The sequence below is a fragment of the Klebsiella sp. AqSCr genome (genome assembly GCF_008452795.1).
Taxonomy (GTDB): domain Bacteria; phylum Pseudomonadota; class Gammaproteobacteria; order Enterobacterales; family Enterobacteriaceae; genus Klebsiella; species Klebsiella pneumoniae.
Genome location: NZ_MJDM01000005.1, coordinates 194901 through 212297, shown reverse-complemented (window position 1 = coordinate 212297; position 17397 = coordinate 194901). Strand labels below are relative to the sequence as shown.

At 61.7% G+C, this 17397-nt stretch carries 17 protein-coding genes; 2 read left to right on the top strand and 15 right to left on the bottom strand.

The window, feature by feature from the left end; genetic code table 11:
* Nucleotides 1–13: 13 nt before the first annotated feature.
* The 10 genes from pcaF to paaA are packed head-to-tail and all read right to left on the bottom strand — an operon-like array spanning nucleotide 14 to nucleotide 8189.
* Nucleotides 14–1219, bottom strand: a complete 1206-nt coding sequence (pcaF, locus tag BHE81_RS04825) for a 3-oxoadipyl-CoA thiolase (RefSeq protein WP_004151578.1) — start codon at nucleotides 1217–1219, stop codon at nucleotides 14–16.
* On the bottom strand, nucleotides 1219–1641 hold the full coding sequence (gene paaI, locus BHE81_RS04820) for a hydroxyphenylacetyl-CoA thioesterase PaaI (protein WP_002902876.1): 423 nt from the start codon (nucleotides 1639–1641) through the stop codon (nucleotides 1219–1221). The genes pcaF and paaI overlap by 1 nt, the downstream gene beginning before the upstream one ends.
* Nucleotides 1631–3055 carry a 3-hydroxyacyl-CoA dehydrogenase gene (locus BHE81_RS04815; RefSeq protein WP_024622994.1) on the bottom strand — a complete coding sequence of 475 codons (1425 nt, stop codon included), beginning with the start codon at nucleotides 3053–3055 and terminating at the stop codon, nucleotides 1631–1633. The genes paaI and BHE81_RS04815 overlap by 11 nt, the downstream gene beginning before the upstream one ends.
* Nucleotides 3056–3844: a 2-(1,2-epoxy-1,2-dihydrophenyl)acetyl-CoA isomerase PaaG gene (gene paaG / locus BHE81_RS04810; RefSeq protein ID WP_004140117.1), complete on the bottom strand. Its 789-nt coding sequence runs from the start codon at nucleotides 3842–3844 to the stop codon at nucleotides 3056–3058.
* Between the two features lie 2 nt (nucleotides 3845–3846).
* Nucleotides 3847–4614, bottom strand: a complete 768-nt coding sequence (gene paaF, locus BHE81_RS04805; RefSeq protein ID WP_023342863.1) for a 2,3-dehydroadipyl-CoA hydratase PaaF — start codon at nucleotides 4612–4614, stop codon at nucleotides 3847–3849.
* Nucleotides 4611–5681: a 1,2-phenylacetyl-CoA epoxidase subunit PaaE gene (gene paaE, locus BHE81_RS04800; RefSeq protein ID WP_023302002.1), complete on the bottom strand. Its 1071-nt coding sequence runs from the start codon at nucleotides 5679–5681 to the stop codon at nucleotides 4611–4613. Before paaE ends, paaF begins: the two co-directional genes overlap by 4 nt.
* 7 nt (nucleotides 5682–5688) lie before the next feature.
* Entirely contained in the window at nucleotides 5689–6186 is a 498-nt protein-coding gene (paaD, locus tag BHE81_RS04795; protein WP_016947247.1) for a 1,2-phenylacetyl-CoA epoxidase subunit PaaD, read from the bottom strand.
* Nucleotides 6187–6197: 11 nt separating this feature from the next.
* A complete protein-coding gene (paaC, locus tag BHE81_RS04790; RefSeq protein WP_004224493.1) occupies nucleotides 6198–6953 on the bottom strand; it encodes a 1,2-phenylacetyl-CoA epoxidase subunit PaaC in 756 nt (251 codons plus the stop codon).
* Between the two features lie 7 nt (nucleotides 6954–6960).
* On the bottom strand, nucleotides 6961–7248 hold the full coding sequence (paaB, locus tag BHE81_RS04785; RefSeq protein ID WP_004224492.1) for a 1,2-phenylacetyl-CoA epoxidase subunit PaaB: 288 nt from the start codon (nucleotides 7246–7248) through the stop codon (nucleotides 6961–6963).
* 11 nt (nucleotides 7249–7259) lie between these two features.
* Nucleotides 7260–8189 carry a 1,2-phenylacetyl-CoA epoxidase subunit PaaA gene (gene paaA / locus BHE81_RS04780; RefSeq protein WP_004176377.1) on the bottom strand — a complete coding sequence of 310 codons (930 nt, stop codon included), beginning with the start codon at nucleotides 8187–8189 and terminating at the stop codon, nucleotides 7260–7262.
* A gap of 286 nt (nucleotides 8190–8475) precedes the next feature.
* Here paaA and paaZ point away from each other — a divergent pair, with 286 nt between their 5' ends.
* Nucleotides 8476–10521 (top strand): phenylacetic acid degradation bifunctional protein PaaZ, encoded by a 2046-nt coding sequence (paaZ, locus tag BHE81_RS04775; protein WP_023302003.1) that lies wholly within the window; start codon nucleotides 8476–8478, stop codon nucleotides 10519–10521.
* Nucleotides 10522–10997: 476 nt separating this feature from the next.
* Complete coding sequence (gene tynA, locus BHE81_RS04770) at nucleotides 10998–13265, top strand: primary-amine oxidase (protein ID WP_023302004.1); 2268 nt, start codon at nucleotides 10998–11000, stop codon at nucleotides 13263–13265.
* Nucleotides 13266–13267: 2 nt separating this feature from the next.
* Here tynA and BHE81_RS04765 read toward each other — a convergent pair whose 3' ends face one another.
* The 5 genes from BHE81_RS04765 to BHE81_RS04745 are packed head-to-tail and all read right to left on the bottom strand — an operon-like array spanning nucleotide 13268 to nucleotide 17384.
* A complete protein-coding gene (locus tag BHE81_RS04765) occupies nucleotides 13268–14251 on the bottom strand; it encodes a zinc-dependent alcohol dehydrogenase family protein (protein WP_024622995.1) in 984 nt (327 codons plus the stop codon).
* 22 nt (nucleotides 14252–14273) lie between these two features.
* Nucleotides 14274–15092 carry a phytanoyl-CoA dioxygenase family protein gene (locus BHE81_RS04760; protein WP_023302006.1) on the bottom strand — a complete coding sequence of 273 codons (819 nt, stop codon included), beginning with the start codon at nucleotides 15090–15092 and terminating at the stop codon, nucleotides 14274–14276.
* Nucleotides 15093–15116: 24 nt separating this feature from the next.
* Complete coding sequence (gene argE / locus BHE81_RS04755; RefSeq protein WP_024622996.1) at nucleotides 15117–16286, bottom strand: acetylornithine deacetylase; 1170 nt, start codon at nucleotides 16284–16286, stop codon at nucleotides 15117–15119.
* Nucleotides 16279–16953: a DUF1028 domain-containing protein gene (locus BHE81_RS04750; RefSeq protein ID WP_016532663.1), complete on the bottom strand. Its 675-nt coding sequence runs from the start codon at nucleotides 16951–16953 to the stop codon at nucleotides 16279–16281. The genes argE and BHE81_RS04750 overlap by 8 nt, the downstream gene beginning before the upstream one ends.
* Nucleotides 16950–17384: a RidA family protein gene (locus BHE81_RS04745; RefSeq protein WP_004190423.1), complete on the bottom strand. Its 435-nt coding sequence runs from the start codon at nucleotides 17382–17384 to the stop codon at nucleotides 16950–16952. The genes BHE81_RS04750 and BHE81_RS04745 overlap by 4 nt, the downstream gene beginning before the upstream one ends.
* Nucleotides 17385–17397: the final 13 nt, after the last annotated feature.

Here is a 17397-nt window from a genome sequence, read left to right as displayed (position 1 = left end):
CAGGTAAATTAGCTCACACTCGCTCGAGGATCATGGCAATGCCCTGACCCACGCCAATACACATCGTACACAGCGCATAGCGCCCGCCCCGGCGTTGCAGCTCAAGGCTGGCGCTCAGCGCTAACCGCGCGCCGCTCATGCCCAGCGGATGGCCTAACGCGATGGCGCCGCCGTTGGGATTCACGTGCGCCGCATCGTCCGGCACGCCGAGCTGTCTGAGCACCCCCAGCGCCTGGGCGGCGAAGGCCTCATTCAGCTCAATCAGATCCATATCGTTAATATTGAGTCCCGCCCGCTCCAGCACTTTACGCACCGCCGGTACCGGCCCCAGTCCCATCAGGCGCGGTTCGACACCCGCCGTCGCCATCGCCACGATACGCGCCCGCGGCGTGAGCCCCTGGATAGCGGCCTGCTGTTCGCTGGCGATGATCAGCGCCGCGGCGCCATCGTTGACGCCTGAAGCATTGCCCGCAGTAATGACGCCGCCCTGGCGGAACGGCGCTTTCAGTTTCGCCAGCTGCTCAAGCGTGGTTTCCGGGCGCGGATGCTCGTCCTCGCGCACGTCGCTAACCGCCCCTTTCCGGCCGACAATCTGCACCGGCACAATCTCCTGCGCCAGAATGCCGTCGCGCTGGGCCTGCGCCGTGCGCTGCTGGCTGCGCCAGGCGAAAGCGTCCTGATCGGCTCGGCTGATATTTAACAATTCAGCTACATTCTCGGCCGTTTCCGGCATGCTGTCAGTTCCGAAGTGTTGCGCCATGAGCGGGTTCACAAAACGCCAGCCAATCGTGGTATCAAAGAGTTCCGCCTGACGCTGGTACGGCGCGCTGGCTTTTCCCATCACGAAAGGCGCACGCGACATCGATTCCACGCCGCCGGCAATCAGCAGATCGGCATCGCCGGCTTTGATCGCCCTGGCGGCAAAGCCGATGGCATCCAGACCCGATCCGCACAGGCGGTTAATCGTGGTGCCCGGCACGGTATGCGGGTAACCGGCCAACAACGTCGCCATGTGCGCCACGTTGCGGTTATCTTCCCCGGCCTGATTCGCACAGCCGAAAATCACATCATCAATTGCTGCCGGGTCGAGCCCGGGATTACGACTCAGGAGCTCACGCAGCGGGATTGCCGCCAGGTCGTCGGCGCGCACACTGGCCAGCGCGCCGCCGTAGCGGCCAATCGGCGTACGGATCCCGTCACAAATAAAGGCGTCGCGCATTACACGTCTCCCGTGATTGTGCCGCCGATGCGGTGCGATTTGCCGCGGAACAGGGCCACAATCTTTTGCTGTTGATTAACAATTTCGATGTCGTAGACGCCGGTCAGCTTGCCCTGCTGTTTGACTCTGGCGGTGGCGACCAGCCGGTCGCCGGCAAACGCCGGACGAAGAAAATCAATGCTTGCCGCCGAGGCCACCGCCGCCAGCCCCTGGCTGTTACAGGCGTAGGCGAAAGCGGTATCGGCAAGCGTAAATAGCTGACCGCCGTGACAGGTTTGATGGCCGTTAAGCATGTCCGCCGAGACGGTCATACTCATCTGCGCAAAACCGTCGTCCATTTCGATAAGTTCGATCCCCATCTTTCTGGCGCAGGTATCTTTTTCGTACATCACGCGCGCGTTGCGCCACGGATCATTGCTCATGGTGCTTCTCCATCAGCGCCTTCTGGCGCAACAGGGAACAGGGGCGATAGCGCTCCTCGCCATAATGGTGTTGCAAGTTCTCCAGCAGTTGCAGCACCCGCCGCCAGCCAAGGCGTTCTCCCCATGCCAGCGGGCCATGCGGATAGTTGACGCCAAGGCGCATCGCGGTATCGACATCCTGCGGGCTGGCGACGCCTTTTTGCACCGCATCCAGCGCTTCGTTAATCAGCATCGCCACCGTGCGCCACACCAGCAGGCCGGGATAATCGGCAATACGCAGCACTTTCTTGCCCTGCTGCTGGAAGTAATGCACGGCCTTATCAGTGGCCGCAGGCGCGTTGGTTGCCGCTGCGGCCAGCACCACCGTATCGCTGGCGCACAGGTCATACACCACCACCGGGCGGTGATGCTTAACGCTTAGCGCCAGGGCGGTCTCGCCTTCAGTCTCCAGCAGCAAGACATCGTCTAATTCAGTGACGTTGTCACTTCTGACGGTAACGGATTCAGCACCCATCATTACCGGCGGCAGCGCCGCGTCCGGCAGTGTCTCAGCGGGCCAGCGATAGACGCCGTGGCCGCTCTTTTTACCTAGCCGCCCGGCAAGCGCCAGCTCTTGCTGGAAGAGCGATGGCAGGTAGCGGCGGTCCTGCCAGAAGGCGTTAAACACCGAACAGGTCACGGCGAAGTTGACGTCCTGGCCAATCAGGTCCGTCAACGCCAGCGGTCCCATCGGAAAACCGCCGCCGTCACGCAAAGCGGCATCGATAACCTCCGGGGCGGCGACCTGCTCTTCCAGCGCCCGCCAGGCCTCAGCGTAGAACGGACGCGCTACGCGGTTAACGATAAAACCGGGCGTTGAGCGGCAGCGCACCGGCTGTTTCCCCCAGCCGCTTACGCACTGGCACAGCTGCTCCACCACTTCTGTGGAGGTCGCAAGACCACTCACCACCTCGACCAGCTTCATCACCGGCGCCGGATTAAAAAAGTGCAGTCCGGCCACCCGCTCCGGGTTTTTGACCCCGGCGGCGATAGCGGTAATCGAAATAGACGAGGTATTACTGGTCAACAGCGTTGACGGCGCGCAGATCTCCGCCAGCTGCGTGAACAGCGCCGTTTTGACCTCCAACCGTTCAGAGGCCGCTTCGATCACTAAATCTGCATCGGCAAGCGCGGCTAAATCGTGGGCCGGATGCAGGCGCGCCAGCAGCGCATCGGCCTGCTCTGACGCCAGTTTGCCCCGCGCAACGCGCGACGCCAGACGCATAGCAATGCCGTCGATCGCCTGGGCAATCGCGGTTTGATTAATATCGAAAATACGCACCGGATGTCCGGCGGCGGCAGCCACTTCGGCGATGCCGGCCCCCATGGTGCCGCTGCCGATCACCGCCACGGTGGCTAAGGATGTCGTCATCATCTATTTCCCGCTGAACTGTGGTGGCCGTTTGGCCAGAAACGCGCTGACCCCTTCGCGGTAATCATCGCTGCGCCCGGCCAGACGCTGATAATCGCGCTCCAGGTCCAGCTGCGCGTCGAGACTGTTGGTTTCAGAGGCCAGCAGCGCCTTTTTAATCAGCCCAAGACCAAACGTCGGTTGCGCCGCCAGATGGCGCGCCAGTTGCAGACTGGTATCCGCCAGTTCTGAATCGTCCACCAGTTGCCAGATAATCCCCCACTGCGCGGCCTGTTCTGCGCTGAGGCTGTCGCCCAGCAGCGCCAGCCCCATCGCGCGAGCGCGGCCGGCCACCCGCGGCAGGAACCAGCTGCCGCCGCAGTCCGGCACCAGGCCGAGCTTGCTGAACGCCATCACAAATTTGGCCGAACGCGCGGCCAGCACGATATCGCAGCCCAGCGCCAGGGTAGCGCCCGCGCCGGCGGCCACGCCGTTAACCGCGCAGATGACCGGTTTCGGCAGCGCCGCCAGACGGCGCACTAACGGGTTGTAAAAGCGTTCTACCGACATGCCAAGATCCGGCGGCGGGCCGCTGGGGTCGACATTGCGGTCGTTCAAATCCTGGCCGGCGCAAAAACCGCGGCCGGCGCCGGTGATCAGCAGGCAGCGCACGCCATCATCGCGCTCGGCCTGCTTCAGACATTCCGCCAACTGGTGATGCATCAGATCGTTAAAACTGTTGAGGCGGTCCGGGCGATTGAGGGTAATGGTCATGACGCCCTGTTCCACTGCGCTGAGAATGAAAGCTTCCACGATTAGCGTCCTTTAAATTCCGGGGTACGTTTTTGTAAGAAGGCGTCGATGCCTTCGCGGCGGTCCTCGGTGGCGCTCAGCAGGCTAAACAGCTGGCGCTCCTGTTGTAGACCGGCCTGCAGGCTGACTTCCTGCGCCAGGCGCAGCGACTGTTTTGCCGCCCGTAGCGCCAGCGGCGAATGGCGGGCAATGGTGGTTGCCAGCTGCAGGGCATACTCATCGGTTAACGCCGCCGGATGGATATCACTGACCAGCCCGGCCTGCTGCGCCTGGCGGGCGTCAATACTCTCGCCGCTCAGCACCATCCGGCTGGCCAGCGCCTTGCCAACGCTGCGGATCAGCCGCTGGGTGCCGCCCGCGCCCGGCATTATGCCGAGGGTAATTTCCGGCAGGCCAAAGCGGGCGTTGTCCCCGGCGACAATCAGGTCGCACAGCAGGGCCAGCTCGCAGCCGGCGCCGAGGGCGTAGCCGTTGACCGAGGCGATGAGCGGTTTAGTAAAGGCATCAATTCGCCCCCATAACCGTGGGCGAATATCATCCAGGGTGGCAGGAAGATCTTTTTCCGCCATTTCATTGAGGTCAGCCCCGGCGGCGAAAAAACGCGCGTTACCGCGAATAACGCAGACGCCGACGCTGTCATCAACTGCCGCGGCCTCCAGCACCTCGGCAATCTGGGTTAATAAGGCATTGTTCAGCGCGTTGCGGGCCTGCGGGCGGTTCAGCGTCAACTGAAGCACCCGGCCATGACGGTGGATCAGCAGGTCGCTCATGCCATCCCCCGCGCGTCAAAGTCGACCACCACATCGCCGCTGGTCGGCAGCGACTGGCAGCTCAGCACGTAGCCCGCCGCCAGCTCATCCGCTTCCAGGCTGTAATTGGCGGCCATCGCCACTTCACCGCGCAGCACTTTGCATTTACAGGTGGCGCATACCCCGCCCTTACAGGCGAACGGCAGATCGGCGCCCTGACGCAATGCGGCATCCAGGATGCTGTCGTCTTCGGCGCTGAGGGCGATAAGTCGATCGCGCCCGTCCTGGCGGATGGTCACCGTGCGCCCTTCCGCCTGCACTCCAGCGGCCCGCTTCACATTGCCGCCTGGGGTATTAAAGCGTTCGAGATGAATCGATTTCTCCGCTACGCCAAGTTCACGTAACGTCGCTTCCGCCTCGTCCATCATCGCCGCCGGACCGCAGATAAAGGCCTCGTCGAAACGGCTGAAATCCAGCAGATGGTCAGCGAGCTGGCGCAGTTTGTCGCCGTCAATGCGCCCCTGTAGCAGATCGCTGTCCATCGACTCCTGGCTAAACAGGTGGATCACCTGCAGGCGCTGCGGATAGCGGTCTTTTAAATCGGCCAGCGCCTGGCGGAACATCATGCTATGGCTGCTGCGGTTGCCGTAGATCAGCGTAAAGCGGCTTTGCGGCTCGGTCGCCAGCGTCGCGCTAATGATCGCCATCATCGGCGTGATCCCGGAGCCGGCGGCAATCGCCAGATATTCTCCCTGCCGTTCGGCCTGCGGTTGATAACCGAAATACCCCTGCGGCACCATCACCTCCAGCTCCATACCCTGCTGGATATCGTGCTGGGCGTAGCGCGAGAAGCGTCCGCCGTCGATGGCTTTGACCGCGACGCTAATTTCGCCTGGCGTGCGGCTGTGACAAATGGAGTAACAGCGGCGCAGTTCTTCGCCGCCCAGACGGGCTTTTAGCGTCAGATGCTGGCCCGGGCGAAAACAGTATTCCGCCTGCAGGGCTTGCGGGATCGCAAAAGTGATGGTCACCGCATCGCGGGTTTCCGGCTCGACTCTCGCCACCTTAAGCGAATGGAACGTCGTCATGGCAACCTCAAATACATTTAAAGTAATCAAAAGGTTCCCGGCAGCTGTCGCAGCGATAGAGCGCTTTGCAGGCCGTGGAACCGAATTCGCTAATCAGCGAGGTATGGGTGCTGCCGCAGCGCGGACAGCTCACCTCAGCGGGCATGTCCGCATGGCAGGCGTGCCCCTGGGGCGGGCTGATGCCGTACAGGCGAAGGCGCTCGCGGGCATCCTGACTCATCCAGTCGGTGGTCCACGGCGGATCCAGCTGCAGGACGATATGTACCGGCTGAAAACCATGCTCGCTCATGACCGCGCGGATCTCCCCCAGCAGATGCTCCGTCGCCGGACAGCCTGAATAGGTCGGGGTAAAGCCAATCACCCAGCCGTCGCCATGGCGCGCGACGCTGCGTACCATACCGAGGTCGGTGATGGTGAGTACCGGCACTTCCGGATCCGGGATCGCGCTTAATAATCCCCAGATGGTGCGAACCTCTGCAGGAGCGATATCGGCAAGACGTTGCATAGTCACCTCACTTACCACTGCAGTCCGGGATGCGAACGCTGCAGATATTGCATCTCCGCCAGCAGCGGGCCGAGATGTTCACTGTGCAGCCCCTGTTTGCCGCCGCTGCGGAAGGCCGCTTCCTGCGGGATTTGTAAGCCGGAGTCGAGCAGCGCCGTGTGTACCGCGCTTTGCCATTCGGCCTGAAGCTCACGCGGATCAACCGCAATACCCTGCTCAACCAGGCTGAGCTCCACTTCATCGGCAAGGAACAGTTCGCCGGTGAAGCGCCACAGATTGTCGACCGCCTGCTGCATTTTGCGATTTGATAACTCGGTGCCGTTACCCAGACGCTCCAGCCAGCCGCGGCTGAAGCGCAGGTGGTAACGCACCTCTTTCAGCCCTTTGGCGGCAATGGCCGCCAGCTGCGCGTCGCGGCTGTTCACCAGCCGGCTGTACAGGGCGACGTGCCAGACATCGATAAAGAACTGGCGGGCGATGGTGTCGGCAAAATTGCCGTTTGGCTGCTCCACCAGCAGCAGGTTGCTGTACTGGCGCTCATCGCGACCAAAAGCCAGCGTATCTTCGTCGCCGCAGCCGTTAAGCTCGGCGGCATAGCTTAAAAAATTGCGCGCCTGGCCGAGCAGGTCGAGGCCGATGTTGGCCAGCGCAAGATCGATCTCGAGCTCGGGAGCATGGCCGCACCAGGCGCCTAAACGCTGGGCCAGAACCAGACCATTGTCGCCAAGCCGCAGGGCGTAGGTGGCTACGGGGTTAGGGATATTCATCGCCGCCTCACATATGTTCCATGCCATCCGGCACGGTATAGAAAGTCGGATGACGGTAGACTTTGCTTTCCGCCGGGTCGAAGAATTCGCCGCGCTCTTCCGGCTGCGAAGCAACGATTTCGCTGGCCTTCACCACCCAAATTGAGCAGCCTTCGCTGCGGCGGGTATAGGCATCGCGGGCATTCTCCAGCGCCATTTGATCATCGGCGGCGTGCAGACTGCCGACGTGACGATGGGATAACCCCTGTTTGCTGCGAACGAACACTTCATATAACGGCCAGTAAACTTTGCTCATGTTGTCTCTCCTCATGCCGCGCTGCGGGCCTGCTGTTTTTGCGCATGGGCCAGCGCGGCCTCGCGCACCCACTCGCCCTCTTCCCAGGCCTTACGCTTGGCGGCCAGCCGCTCGTGATTGCAAATGCCACGGCCGCTAATCACCTCGTTAAATTCCTGCCAGTCGATTTCGCCGAAGCGGTAGTGGCCGCTGGCTTCATCAAACTGCAAATCCGGGTCCGGGACGGTCATACCGAGGATCTCTACCTGCGGCACGGTGTTATCGACGAAGCGCTGACGTAGCTCGTCGTTGGAGTGCAGTTTGATTTTCCACGCCATGCTGCGGGCGCTGTTCGGCGAGTTGTCGTCGTTGGGGCCAAACATCATCAGCGCCGGCCACCAGAAGCGGTTAATGGCGTCCTGCAGCATCTGCCGCTGCGCGTCATTGCCCTGCGCCAGCGCCATGCAGGCTTCAAATCCCTGACGCTGGTGAAAGCTCTCTTCTTTGCAGATTTTGACCATCGCCCGGGCATAGGGGCCGTAGGAGGTCCGGCACAGCGCCACCTGGTTGACGATGGCCGCGCCATCGACCAGCCAGCCGATCACGCCGATATCCGCCCAGCTGAGGGTCGGGTAGTTAAAAATGGAGGAGTATTTCATCTGCCCGTCGAGCATCTTCTGATACAGGTCTTCCCGGGCGCAGCCAAGGGTTTCCGCGGCGCTATAGAGATACAGCCCGTGTCCAGCCTCATCCTGTACCTTAGCCAACAGGATCGCTTTGCGGCGCAGCGTCGGCGCGCGGGTGATCCAGTTGCCTTCCGGCAGCATGCCGACGATCTCCGAGTGCGCGTGCTGGCCTATCTGCCGAATCAAGGTCTTACGGTAGGCATCCGGCATCCAGTCCTGCGGTTCGATGGCCGTTTCCTGCGCGATGCGCTGGTCAAAGCGTTGTTCTTCTGTCACGTCATCACCTTTATGATTCCGATATTCACAACAAAAACATTTATGTGAATCACTTTGTTTATTGAAGGTTACATATTGGTTAAATAAAACCACAAATTTTGTTTGCTCTTTTTGTGATAATCTCCGCAAAACCTTTTGTAAACCACAATTAATACAGTAAGTTAAGCATAAGACGTAACGCCATCGCGATCACAATGTTAATAATTTATTAAATACGGGCTTGCATTTTATGATTCATAAAAGAACTATTTATAGATATCACACGTAACACATTTGGAGATTTGCGATGCAGCAGTTAGCCAGCTACTTATCCGGCGCCTGGCAGACCGGCCGGGGCCGCGCCCGTACTATCCATCACGCCATCACCGGCGCGGCGCTTTGGGAGGTGACCAGTGAAGGCCTGGATATGGCGCAGGCGCGCCGCTTCGCGATTGAGCGCGGTGGTAAAGCCCTGCAGGCGATGACCTTTATTGAACGCAGCGCGATGCTGAAAGCGGTGGCGAAACACCTGCTGGAGCAGAAAGACCAGTTCTACGCCATCTCCGCGCAAACCGGCGCCACTCGCGCCGACAGTTGGGTGGATATTGAAGGCGGTATCGGTACCCTTTTCACCTATGCCGGGCTCGGTAGTCGAGAATTACCGGACGATATCCTGTGGCCGGAAGACGAGCTCATCCCGCTCTCCAAACAGGGCGGTTTTGCCGCGCGTCATGTGCTGACATCAAAATCAGGCGTCGCCGTCCATATCAACGCCTTCAACTTCCCCTGCTGGGGAATGCTGGAAAAACTGGCGCCCACGTGGCTTGCCGGTATGCCGGCGATCATTAAACCGGCAACCGCTACCGCCCAGCTCACCCAGGCAATGGTGAAAGCGATTGTCGACAGCGGCCTGGTGCCGGAGGGCGCCATCAGCCTGATTTGCGGCGGCGCGGGCGATCTGCTCGACCACCTCGATAGCCAGGACGTGGTGACCTTTACCGGGTCAGCCGCCACCGGCCAGCAGCTACGGGCGCACCCTAACCTGGTAGCCAAATCCATTCCCTTTACCATGGAAGCAGATTCACTCAACTGCTGCGTGTTAGGCGAAGACGTCACTCCGGAGCAACCGGAATTCGCGCTGTTTATTCGGGAAGTGGTCCGCGAGATGACGGCGAAAGCCGGGCAAAAATGTACCGCTATCCGCAGAATCATTGTGCCACTGGCTCAGATTAATGCGGTTAGCGATGCACTGATCTCCCGCCTGCATAAAGTAACCGTCGGTGACCCTGCGCAGGAGGGCGTTAAGATGGGGGCCCTGGTTAATAGCGAACAGCGTCAGGACGTACAGGAGAGCGTCAATAAGCTGATAGCCGCTGGCTGCGAAGTACTGCTCGGTGGAGAGGCGGATCTCAGCGCGGCCGGCGCATTTTTCCCGCCGACCCTGTTGTACTGCTCACAGCCGGATGAAACGCCGGCGGTTCACGCCATTGAAGCTTTTGGTCCGGTGGCGACGCTGATGCCGTATCGTGACCGCCAGCATGCGCTGACGCTGGCGCGCGCCGGCGGCGGCAGTCTGGCGGGGACGCTGGTCACCGCCAGCGGCGAGCTGGCGCGCGAGTTTATCCTCGGCGCCGCCCGCGCCCATGGCCGTATTCAGATACTGAACGAGGCGTCCTCGGTCGAGTCAACCGGCCACGGCTCGCCGCTGCCGCAGCTGGTGCACGGCGGCCCCGGCCGCGCTGGCGGCGGAGAAGAGCTTGGCGGGCTGCGTTCGGTGAAACACTATATGCAGCGTACCGCGGTCCAGGGCAGCCCAACGATGCTGGCGACCATCGGTCAACAGTGGGTGCACGGCGCCCAGGTGAACGAAGACCGTATTCACCCGTTCCGCAAATATTTCGAAGAGATTCAGCCTGGCGACAGCTTATTAACCCCGCGCCGAACCCTGACCGAAGCGGATATCGTTAACTTCGCCTGCCTGAGCGGCGATCATTTCTACGCGCACATGGACAAAATCGCCGCCGCCGAGTCGATTTTTGGCGAGCGGGTGGTCCACGGCTATTTCCTGATCTCCGCCGCGGCCGGGCTGTTCGTCGATGCCGGCGTCGGGCCGGTTATCGCCAACTACGGGATGGAAAAACTGCGCTTTATTGAGCCGGTCAAACCGGGCGACACCATTCAGGTTCGCCTCACCTGTAAGCGGAAAACGGTCAAACGTCAGCGCAGCGCCGATGAGAAAGCCACCGGCGTGGTGGAATGGGCGGTGGAGATTTTCAACCAGCACCAGCAGGCGGTGGCGCTGTATTCCATTCTGACCCTGGTGGCGCGCCAGCAGGGAGATTTCCCGGCGTGATAGCGAAAAATAGACCGCTGGCGCTCTGTTGGCCGACCCTTTAGCCATTGATACAGCAATCGGTTTGCAACGGTTTCGCCCCGGGAAGTCCTTTATGTTATCCGTGGCTTCAGCGCACATTGCGCTCCCGGTTAATCGTCTGCGTTATGCCTGGCATAGCGCAGGGAGCGCACAGGGGGCGGCCAGTCGCCGCTGCCCCCTGTACCCCCGGGCTCGGGCCAGCAAGAATGGTGAATAAATTAACGGCAGGCCGCACGGACCGTAGGCCGGGTAAGGCGTCAGCCGCCACCCGGCAAAAAAATCAGCGCACGTTCTCAATGCCTCTGCGGAGGCATTTTTTACGCCCGTCTGGCAAAACTGACAAACAAGCTGGCAAAAGCAAACAAACGCCCCGGCGCCGCTGGCTGGTAGCTTAAGGATGACAAAGCCGACATTCGCAGCGGCAAGAGACAACACAACAATAAGATGAGGTCACAATGGCAAACGGCTTGAAATTTTCTCCTCGTAAAACCGCGCTGGCGCTGGCCGTGGCGGTGGTTTGCGCCTGGCAATCACCGGTCTTCGCTCACGGTAGCGAAGCCCACATGGTACCGCTGGATAAAACGCTGCAGGAATTCGGCGCCGATGTGCAGTGGGATGACTACGCGCAAATGTTCACCCTGATAAAAGACGGCGCTTACGTCAAAGTAAAGCCCGGCGCCAAAACGGCGATCGTCAACGGTAAATCCCTTGACCTACCGGTGCCTGTGGTAATGAAGGAAGGTAAAGCCTGGGTTTCCGATACCTTTATCAACGATGTCTTCCAGTCCGGTCTCGATCAGACCTTCCAGGTGGAAAAGCGCCCGCACCCGTTAAACTCGCTCTCAGCGGCGGAAATCAGTGAAGCGGTGACCATTGTCAAAGCCGCGCCGGAGTTTCAGCCGAATACCCGCTTTACTGAGATTTCCTTACACGAGCCGGACAAGGCGGCGGTATGGGCCTTTGCCCTGCAGGGAACGCCGGTCGATGCTCCCCGCACTGCCGATGTGGTGATGCTCGATGGCAAACACGTCATTGAAGCCGTGGTCGATCTGCAAAACAAAAAAATCCTCTCCTGGACGCCGATCAAAGGCGCCCACGGGATGGTGCTGCTCGATGATTTTGTCAGCGTGCAGAACATCATCAATACCAGCAGCGAATTCGCTGAGGTGCTGAAAAAGCACGGTATTACCGATCCTGGCAAAGTGGTCACCACCCCGCTCACCGTTGGCTTTTTTGATGGCAAAGATGGCCTGCAGCAGGATGCGCGTCTGCTGAAGGTGGTCAGTTATCTGGATACCGGCGACGGCAACTACTGGGCGCACCCGATTGAAAACCTGGTGGCGGTGGTCGACCTTGAAGCGAAGAAAATCATCAAAATCGAAGAAGGTCCGGTGATCCCGGTCCCAATGGAGCCCCGTCCGTATGATGGTCGCGACCGCAACGCCCCGGCGGTGAAACCGCTGGATATTACTGAACCGGAAGGCAAAAACTACACCATTACCGGCGATACCATTCACTGGCAGAACTGGGATTTCCACCTGCGTCTTAACTCGCGCGTCGGACCAATTCTGTCAACGGTGACCTACAACGATAACGGCACAAAACGCCAGGTGATGTATGAAGGTTCCCTCGGCGGGATGATCGTTCCCTACGGCGACCCGGACGTCGGCTGGTATTTCAAAGCCTATCTGGACTCCGGCGATTACGGCATGGGCACCCTGACCTCGCCGATTGTTCGCGGTAAAGATGCGCCGTCAAATGCGGTACTGCTGGACGAAACTATCGCCGATTACACCGGCAAACCGACCACTATTCCAGGCGCGGTGGCCATATTCGAACGCTATGCCGGGCCTGAGTATAAGCACCTGGAGATGGGCAAACCCAACGTCAGCACCGAACGCCGGGAACTGGTGGTACGCTGGATCAGCACCGTCGGCAACTACGACTATATCTTTGACTGGGTGTTCCATGACAACGGCACCATCGGTATCGATGCTGGCGCCACCGGCATTGAAGCGGTGAAAGGCGTGCTGGCGAAGACCATGCATGACCCCAGCGCCAAAGAGGATACCAGCTACGGAACGCTGATCGACCATAATATTGTCGGCACCACTCACCAGCACATCTATAACTTCCGCCTCGACCTCGATGTGGACGGCAAGAACAACACCCTGGTGGCGATGGACCCGGAAGTGAAGCCCAACACCGCCGGCGGCCCGCGCACCAGTACTATGCAGGTGAATCAGTACACGATTGACAGCGAGCAAAAAGCGGCGCAGAAATTCGACCCGGGCACTATCCGCCTGCTGAGCAACACCAGCAAAGAGAACCGCATGGGCAATCCGGTCTCATACCAGATTATCCCTTACGCCGGCGGCACGCACCCGGCGGCGACCGGCGCCAAATTCGCCCCGGACGAGTGGATATATCATCGCCTGAGCTTTATGGATAAACAGCTGTGGGTGACGCGCTACCACCCGACAGAGCGATATCCGGAAGGGAAATACCCGAACCGTTCCGCCCACGATACCGGCCTGGGCCAGTACGCGAAGGATGATGAGTCGCTGACTAACTACGATGACGTCGTGTGGATCACCACCGGCACCACCCACGTGGCGCGCGCCGAAGAGTGGCCGATCATGCCGACCGAGTGGGCGCACGCGCTGCTCAAGCCGTGGAACTTCTTTGACGAAACCCCTACTCTGGGCGAAAAGAAAAAGTAATCTTAACCAGCGGTGAAATCCAGCAGGATTTTTCCGCCTCTTCCCGGCTGGCCGGCGGCGGCAATCGCCTCCCGCCAGTCGTTCAACGCTATGCGCTGGGCCGGCGGCTGGGAGGTCGTCGGCAGGCGCTGCCAGATTTCGTCGAACGCTGCCCGCCACGCCGCCACGCTGAGTGTCGGCAACGCCTCCCGCAGATGAAACTTGCGCACCGTCGCGCTACCGCGCATCTGGGTCAGCGGCCGCCCGGATAACAGCCCATAGGAGATCAGGGTCGACGATGCGGGCAGCACCGACAGCAGCGTATTCGCCAGTTCGCCGCCCACCGCGTCAAACACCAGATCGCTGTGTTGGCTGACCTTCTCCATCAGCGCCCGGTCGGTATCGAGGATCGGATAGATCCCGGCCTGTTCCAGGCGCGCCCGGTGCTGCGGCGAGCGAATAATCCCGCTCACCGAGCGGGCGCCCATCGCCAGCGCCCACTGTCCCAGCAGGCTGGCGCAGGAGGACGATGCCGCGGTCAGCACAAGGTGTTTTCCGGCAACCGGCCAGCGCTTGAGCATCAGCATAGCCGTCAGCGGATTGATATACCCGCGGGCGGCCAGCAGATCGTCAACCGCTGGCGGCACCGGCACCAGCCAGGTCTCATCCAGATCGATAAACCGCTGCCAGGTGCCGCCTCCGCGCAGAGGCAGTACCCGCTGTCCCGCGGACAGCCGGCTGCCGTATGGCGCGGCGACCACCTCGCCAAGGCCTTCATAGCCGGCGACGGCCGGCAGTCGGGTGCGGTGGCGATAGGCGCCGGTCACGGGGATCAGATCCGAAGGATTCACCGGGGCAAAGCGCATCCTGACCCGCACCCGTCCGCCCGCCAGCGGCGCCAGCGGCAGGCGTTTCAGCGTTAGCACCGCGGACGGCGGCCCGTAGCGGTCATAAACAATGGCGTCGTTGAACATCGACAGGCTCCAGACAGCGAAAGGCGGGATCATAGCAGATCCCGCCGCCAGTGGCTCACGCCCGCGGCCAAACCTGGGGGAACAGCGGGGAATCCAGCGGGTCGCCGTCCCGCAGGGTCAGCTCGGGGAACGGTGGCGACGTCACGCCGCCGCGATCGGCAAACGAGGCGTCATCCCCCACCCAGCGGGCGGAGAAGACCCGTCGCGCCCGCGCGCCGGGGTTGCCGCGGGCGCCATGGACGGTGCGGAAATGGAAGGCCACCGCATCCCCCGGCTCCAGCGCCCAGCTGACGATATCGTACTCGTCCTCATGGGCGTCGATATCCGGCAGCGCGCTGAACCGGGTGTGCTCGTAAAGCTTAGTGCCATTGAAACGGGTAGGACTGTACTCCGCCTCCCAGCGATGCGACCCGCGAATGCAGCGCAGCGAGGTCGCCTCCGCCACCGGGTCCAGCGGGATCCAGAAGCTGACGTTCTGCCTGCCGGAGACGCAATAGTAAGGCTGGTCATGATGCCAGGGAGTCACCGTGCTGCCCCCGGCGGGTTTGACCAGCGTATGCTCATGGAAAAATTTCGCCGTCTGCGACTGCATAAGCGCCGCGGCGATCTCCGCGGCCGCCGACTGGAAGACAAACTCGCTAAACGCCGGGATCCGCGCCCAGTTGCAGTAATCCTGAAAAAAAGGCGGCGAACCATCTTTGGGGATCACCGTGCGCGCATGACCATATTCGCTGGGGCTGGCCATCAGCGCCGTGACCCCCTCGGCGAGGCGCTCGACCCAGGGGGTAAAAACGCCCTTCAGTAATACCACGCCGTCCGCCTGCCAGCGGTCGACAGTCGCTTGATCGATATGGGGAGAGTGTTGATTGTGCATCGCTTGGGTTCCTGTGTGGGTGGATCAGGTAAGCGGTTCCGCCGGTTCGGCGCGCATCCAGGCGCAAAGCTGGCCCAGCATCGCCATGCAGCGTTCGGTCTGGTCGATGCTGATGTACTCATCGGCCTTATGGCCCTGGGCCATGCTGCCCGGCCCGCAGACCAGGGTCGCGACGCCCATCTCATCGAACAGTCCCCCTTCGGTGCCGAACGCCACGGTGGAAAACCGATCGCTGCCGCACCACTGCGCCAGCCAGTGGGCGAAGTCGGACTGTGGATCGCTGAGCAGCGGCGGGTAGTGGCTCAACAGCTGAAACTGGATGTCGCTCCCGCCGCCGACCCGGCGCATCTCCGGCAGCAGTCGGCGGCGGGCGTAGGCCGCCAGCGCCTCGGTGACCGCTTCAGGACGCATCCCCGGCAGGTAGCGGATTTCAAAATCAAAGCGGCAGGACTGCGGAACGATGTTCAGCGCGGCCCCACCCTGAATGGTGCCCACCTGTAGCGTGCTGAAGGGCGGCGAAAAGCGGCTGTCCTGCTGCCGGGCCAGACGCACGCCCAGCCGATCCAGGTGGTTGATCAGCCTGGCCGCGTAGCGGATGGCATTCACCCCCTGCGGGGCGTAGGCCGAATGGCAGGCCTGCCCCTCGATGCAGCAGCGCATGGCCAGTTTGCCTTTATGACCGAACACCGGCTGCATCTCTGTCGGCTCGCCGATGAGGCACAGCGCCGGTTTCTCCGGCGAGGCCTGCAGAAAATCCACCAGGCTGCGCACGCCGAGACAGCCGACCTCTTCGTCATAGGAGAAGGCCAGATGCAGCGGCATGCGCAGCGGCACCGCCAGAAAGTCATCCACTGCCGCCAGCACGCAGGCGAGAAACCCCTTCATATCGGCGCTGCCGCGGCCATAGTAGCGGCCATCGCGCTCGGTCAGGCTGAAAGGCGGAACGCTCCAGGCCTGGCCGTCCACCGGGACCACGTCGGTGTGGCCCGAGAGCATCACCCCACCGCCGCCGGACGGCCCCAGCCGGGCGTAGAGATTGGCCTTACCGCCCGACGGGTCATAAAAGCGGCGGGACGCCACGCCGCGGGCGGCGAGAAAATCGGCGATCCAGTCGATCATCGCCAGGTTCGAATGGCGGCTGGTGGTGTCAAAAGCCAGCAGCGCGGCAAGGATCGCTCCCGGCGTGTTATTCATCGCCAGGCACGCCATAGGCCGGCGCTTCTCGCGGGTCGAGCGCCCGGGTAATATAGGCCTCCATTTGCGGCTCCCACGCCAGCCACAGCTGCTCAAGGGCCGCCAGCGGATCCACCTCCGCCCAGTCAATGCGCAGGTCGACCACCGGCCACGGGTAATCGTCCACCACCTTCACCGCCGCCGAGTGGACCGGCCCGGCCTCGCCCCCGGCGACGATCCCGGCGCGCAGCCCGGCCAGCAGCCGGCTGGCCAGCTCTCCGGTGGCGGCCTCAAAGGCGCCCACCATCGCGGCGATTACCCCCTGACCGGCCAGCATGTTACCCGCCGCCACGCAGTTATCCCCCGCCAGGGCGCCGCCGATCCCGAGGGTGAACTCCCCGCTGAACACCGCCGTGTCGCCGTTGGCGTCAATCGCCGCGACCTGGCGATATTCGCGGAAGCGATCCTCCGCCAGGGCCAGGTTCAGGGCCTGCTCAACGCTGGCCCCCGCTTCGAGCGCGCTGAGGATCTGCGGCCCCAGCGACGGCAGGGTTATGTTCTGACTGGCGACCGCGCCGACGCCGGGCAATAGCCACGGACAGCGCGATCCCACGGCCATGCTCGACGAACTAATGGCAATGCCGAGCTGACCTGATTCCGGGCAGCGGGCGCTAATAGAGAGAGTCATTCTGCTGCCTCCCCCTGCCAGTCGTCAGGGATCACCGCCGTAACGTCAATCTCCATCAGCCACTGCGGCTGCGCGAGGGCCGACACCACCACCCCGGTGGAGATGGGAAAGACACCTTTTAACCATTTGCCCACCTCCTGATAGACCGGCTCGCGATAGCGGGGATCGATCAGATAAGTGGTGGTCTTGACGATATGCGAGAGGTCGCTTCCCGCCTCTTTCAGCAACTGTTCAACATTCTTCATTGCCTGCTCCGCCTGCGCCCGCGGGTCGCCGAGGCCAATCAGATTGCCGGCGAAGTCGGTGCCAACCTGGCCGCGAACGTAGACGGTATTGCCGGCCCGCACCGCCTGGCACAGATCGTTGTTCAGCGCCTGGTTCGGGTAGGTCTCTTTGGTGTTAAACATGCGAATACGGGTATGAGTTGGCATCAAAGCACTCCTT

What these genes read in the sequence shown, in the direction of transcription:
- argE (WP_024622996.1), bottom strand. Translation starts at nt 16,286, where the DNA reads ATGAATAACACGCCGGGAGCGATCCTTGCCGCGCTGCTGGCTTTTGAC.
- paaB (WP_004224492.1), bottom strand. Translation starts at nt 7,248, where the DNA reads ATGAGCAAAGTTTACTGGCCGTTATATGAAGTGTTCGTTCGCAGCAAA.
- BHE81_RS04815 (WP_024622994.1), bottom strand. Translation starts at nt 3,055, where the DNA reads ATGATGACGACATCCTTAGCCACCGTGGCGGTGATCGGCAGCGGCACC.
- paaE (WP_023302002.1), bottom strand. Translation starts at nt 5,681, where the DNA reads ATGACGACGTTCCATTCGCTTAAGGTGGCGAGAGTCGAGCCGGAAACC.
- BHE81_RS04760 (WP_023302006.1), bottom strand. Translation starts at nt 15,092, where the DNA reads ATGCACAATCAACACTCTCCCCATATCGATCAAGCGACTGTCGACCGC.
- BHE81_RS04745 (WP_004190423.1), bottom strand. Translation starts at nt 17,384, where the DNA reads ATGCCAACTCATACCCGTATTCGCATGTTTAACACCAAAGAGACCTAC.
- BHE81_RS04750 (WP_016532663.1), bottom strand. Translation starts at nt 16,953, where the DNA reads ATGACTCTCTCTATTAGCGCCCGCTGCCCGGAATCAGGTCAGCTCGGC.
- paaI (WP_002902876.1), bottom strand. Translation starts at nt 1,641, where the DNA reads ATGAGCAATGATCCGTGGCGCAACGCGCGCGTGATGTACGAAAAAGAT.
- paaF (WP_023342863.1), bottom strand. Translation starts at nt 4,614, where the DNA reads ATGAGCGACCTGCTGATCCACCGTCATGGCCGGGTGCTTCAGTTGACG.
- tynA (WP_023302004.1), top strand. Translation starts at nt 10,998, where the DNA reads ATGGCAAACGGCTTGAAATTTTCTCCTCGTAAAACCGCGCTGGCGCTG.
- paaD (WP_016947247.1), bottom strand. Translation starts at nt 6,186, where the DNA reads ATGCAACGTCTTGCCGATATCGCTCCTGCAGAGGTTCGCACCATCTGG.
- paaZ (WP_023302003.1), top strand. Translation starts at nt 8,476, where the DNA reads ATGCAGCAGTTAGCCAGCTACTTATCCGGCGCCTGGCAGACCGGCCGG.
- paaC (WP_004224493.1), bottom strand. Translation starts at nt 6,953, where the DNA reads ATGAATATCCCTAACCCCGTAGCCACCTACGCCCTGCGGCTTGGCGAC.
- BHE81_RS04765 (WP_024622995.1), bottom strand. Translation starts at nt 14,251, where the DNA reads ATGATCCCGCCTTTCGCTGTCTGGAGCCTGTCGATGTTCAACGACGCC.
- pcaF (WP_004151578.1), bottom strand. Translation starts at nt 1,219, where the DNA reads ATGCGCGACGCCTTTATTTGTGACGGGATCCGTACGCCGATTGGCCGC.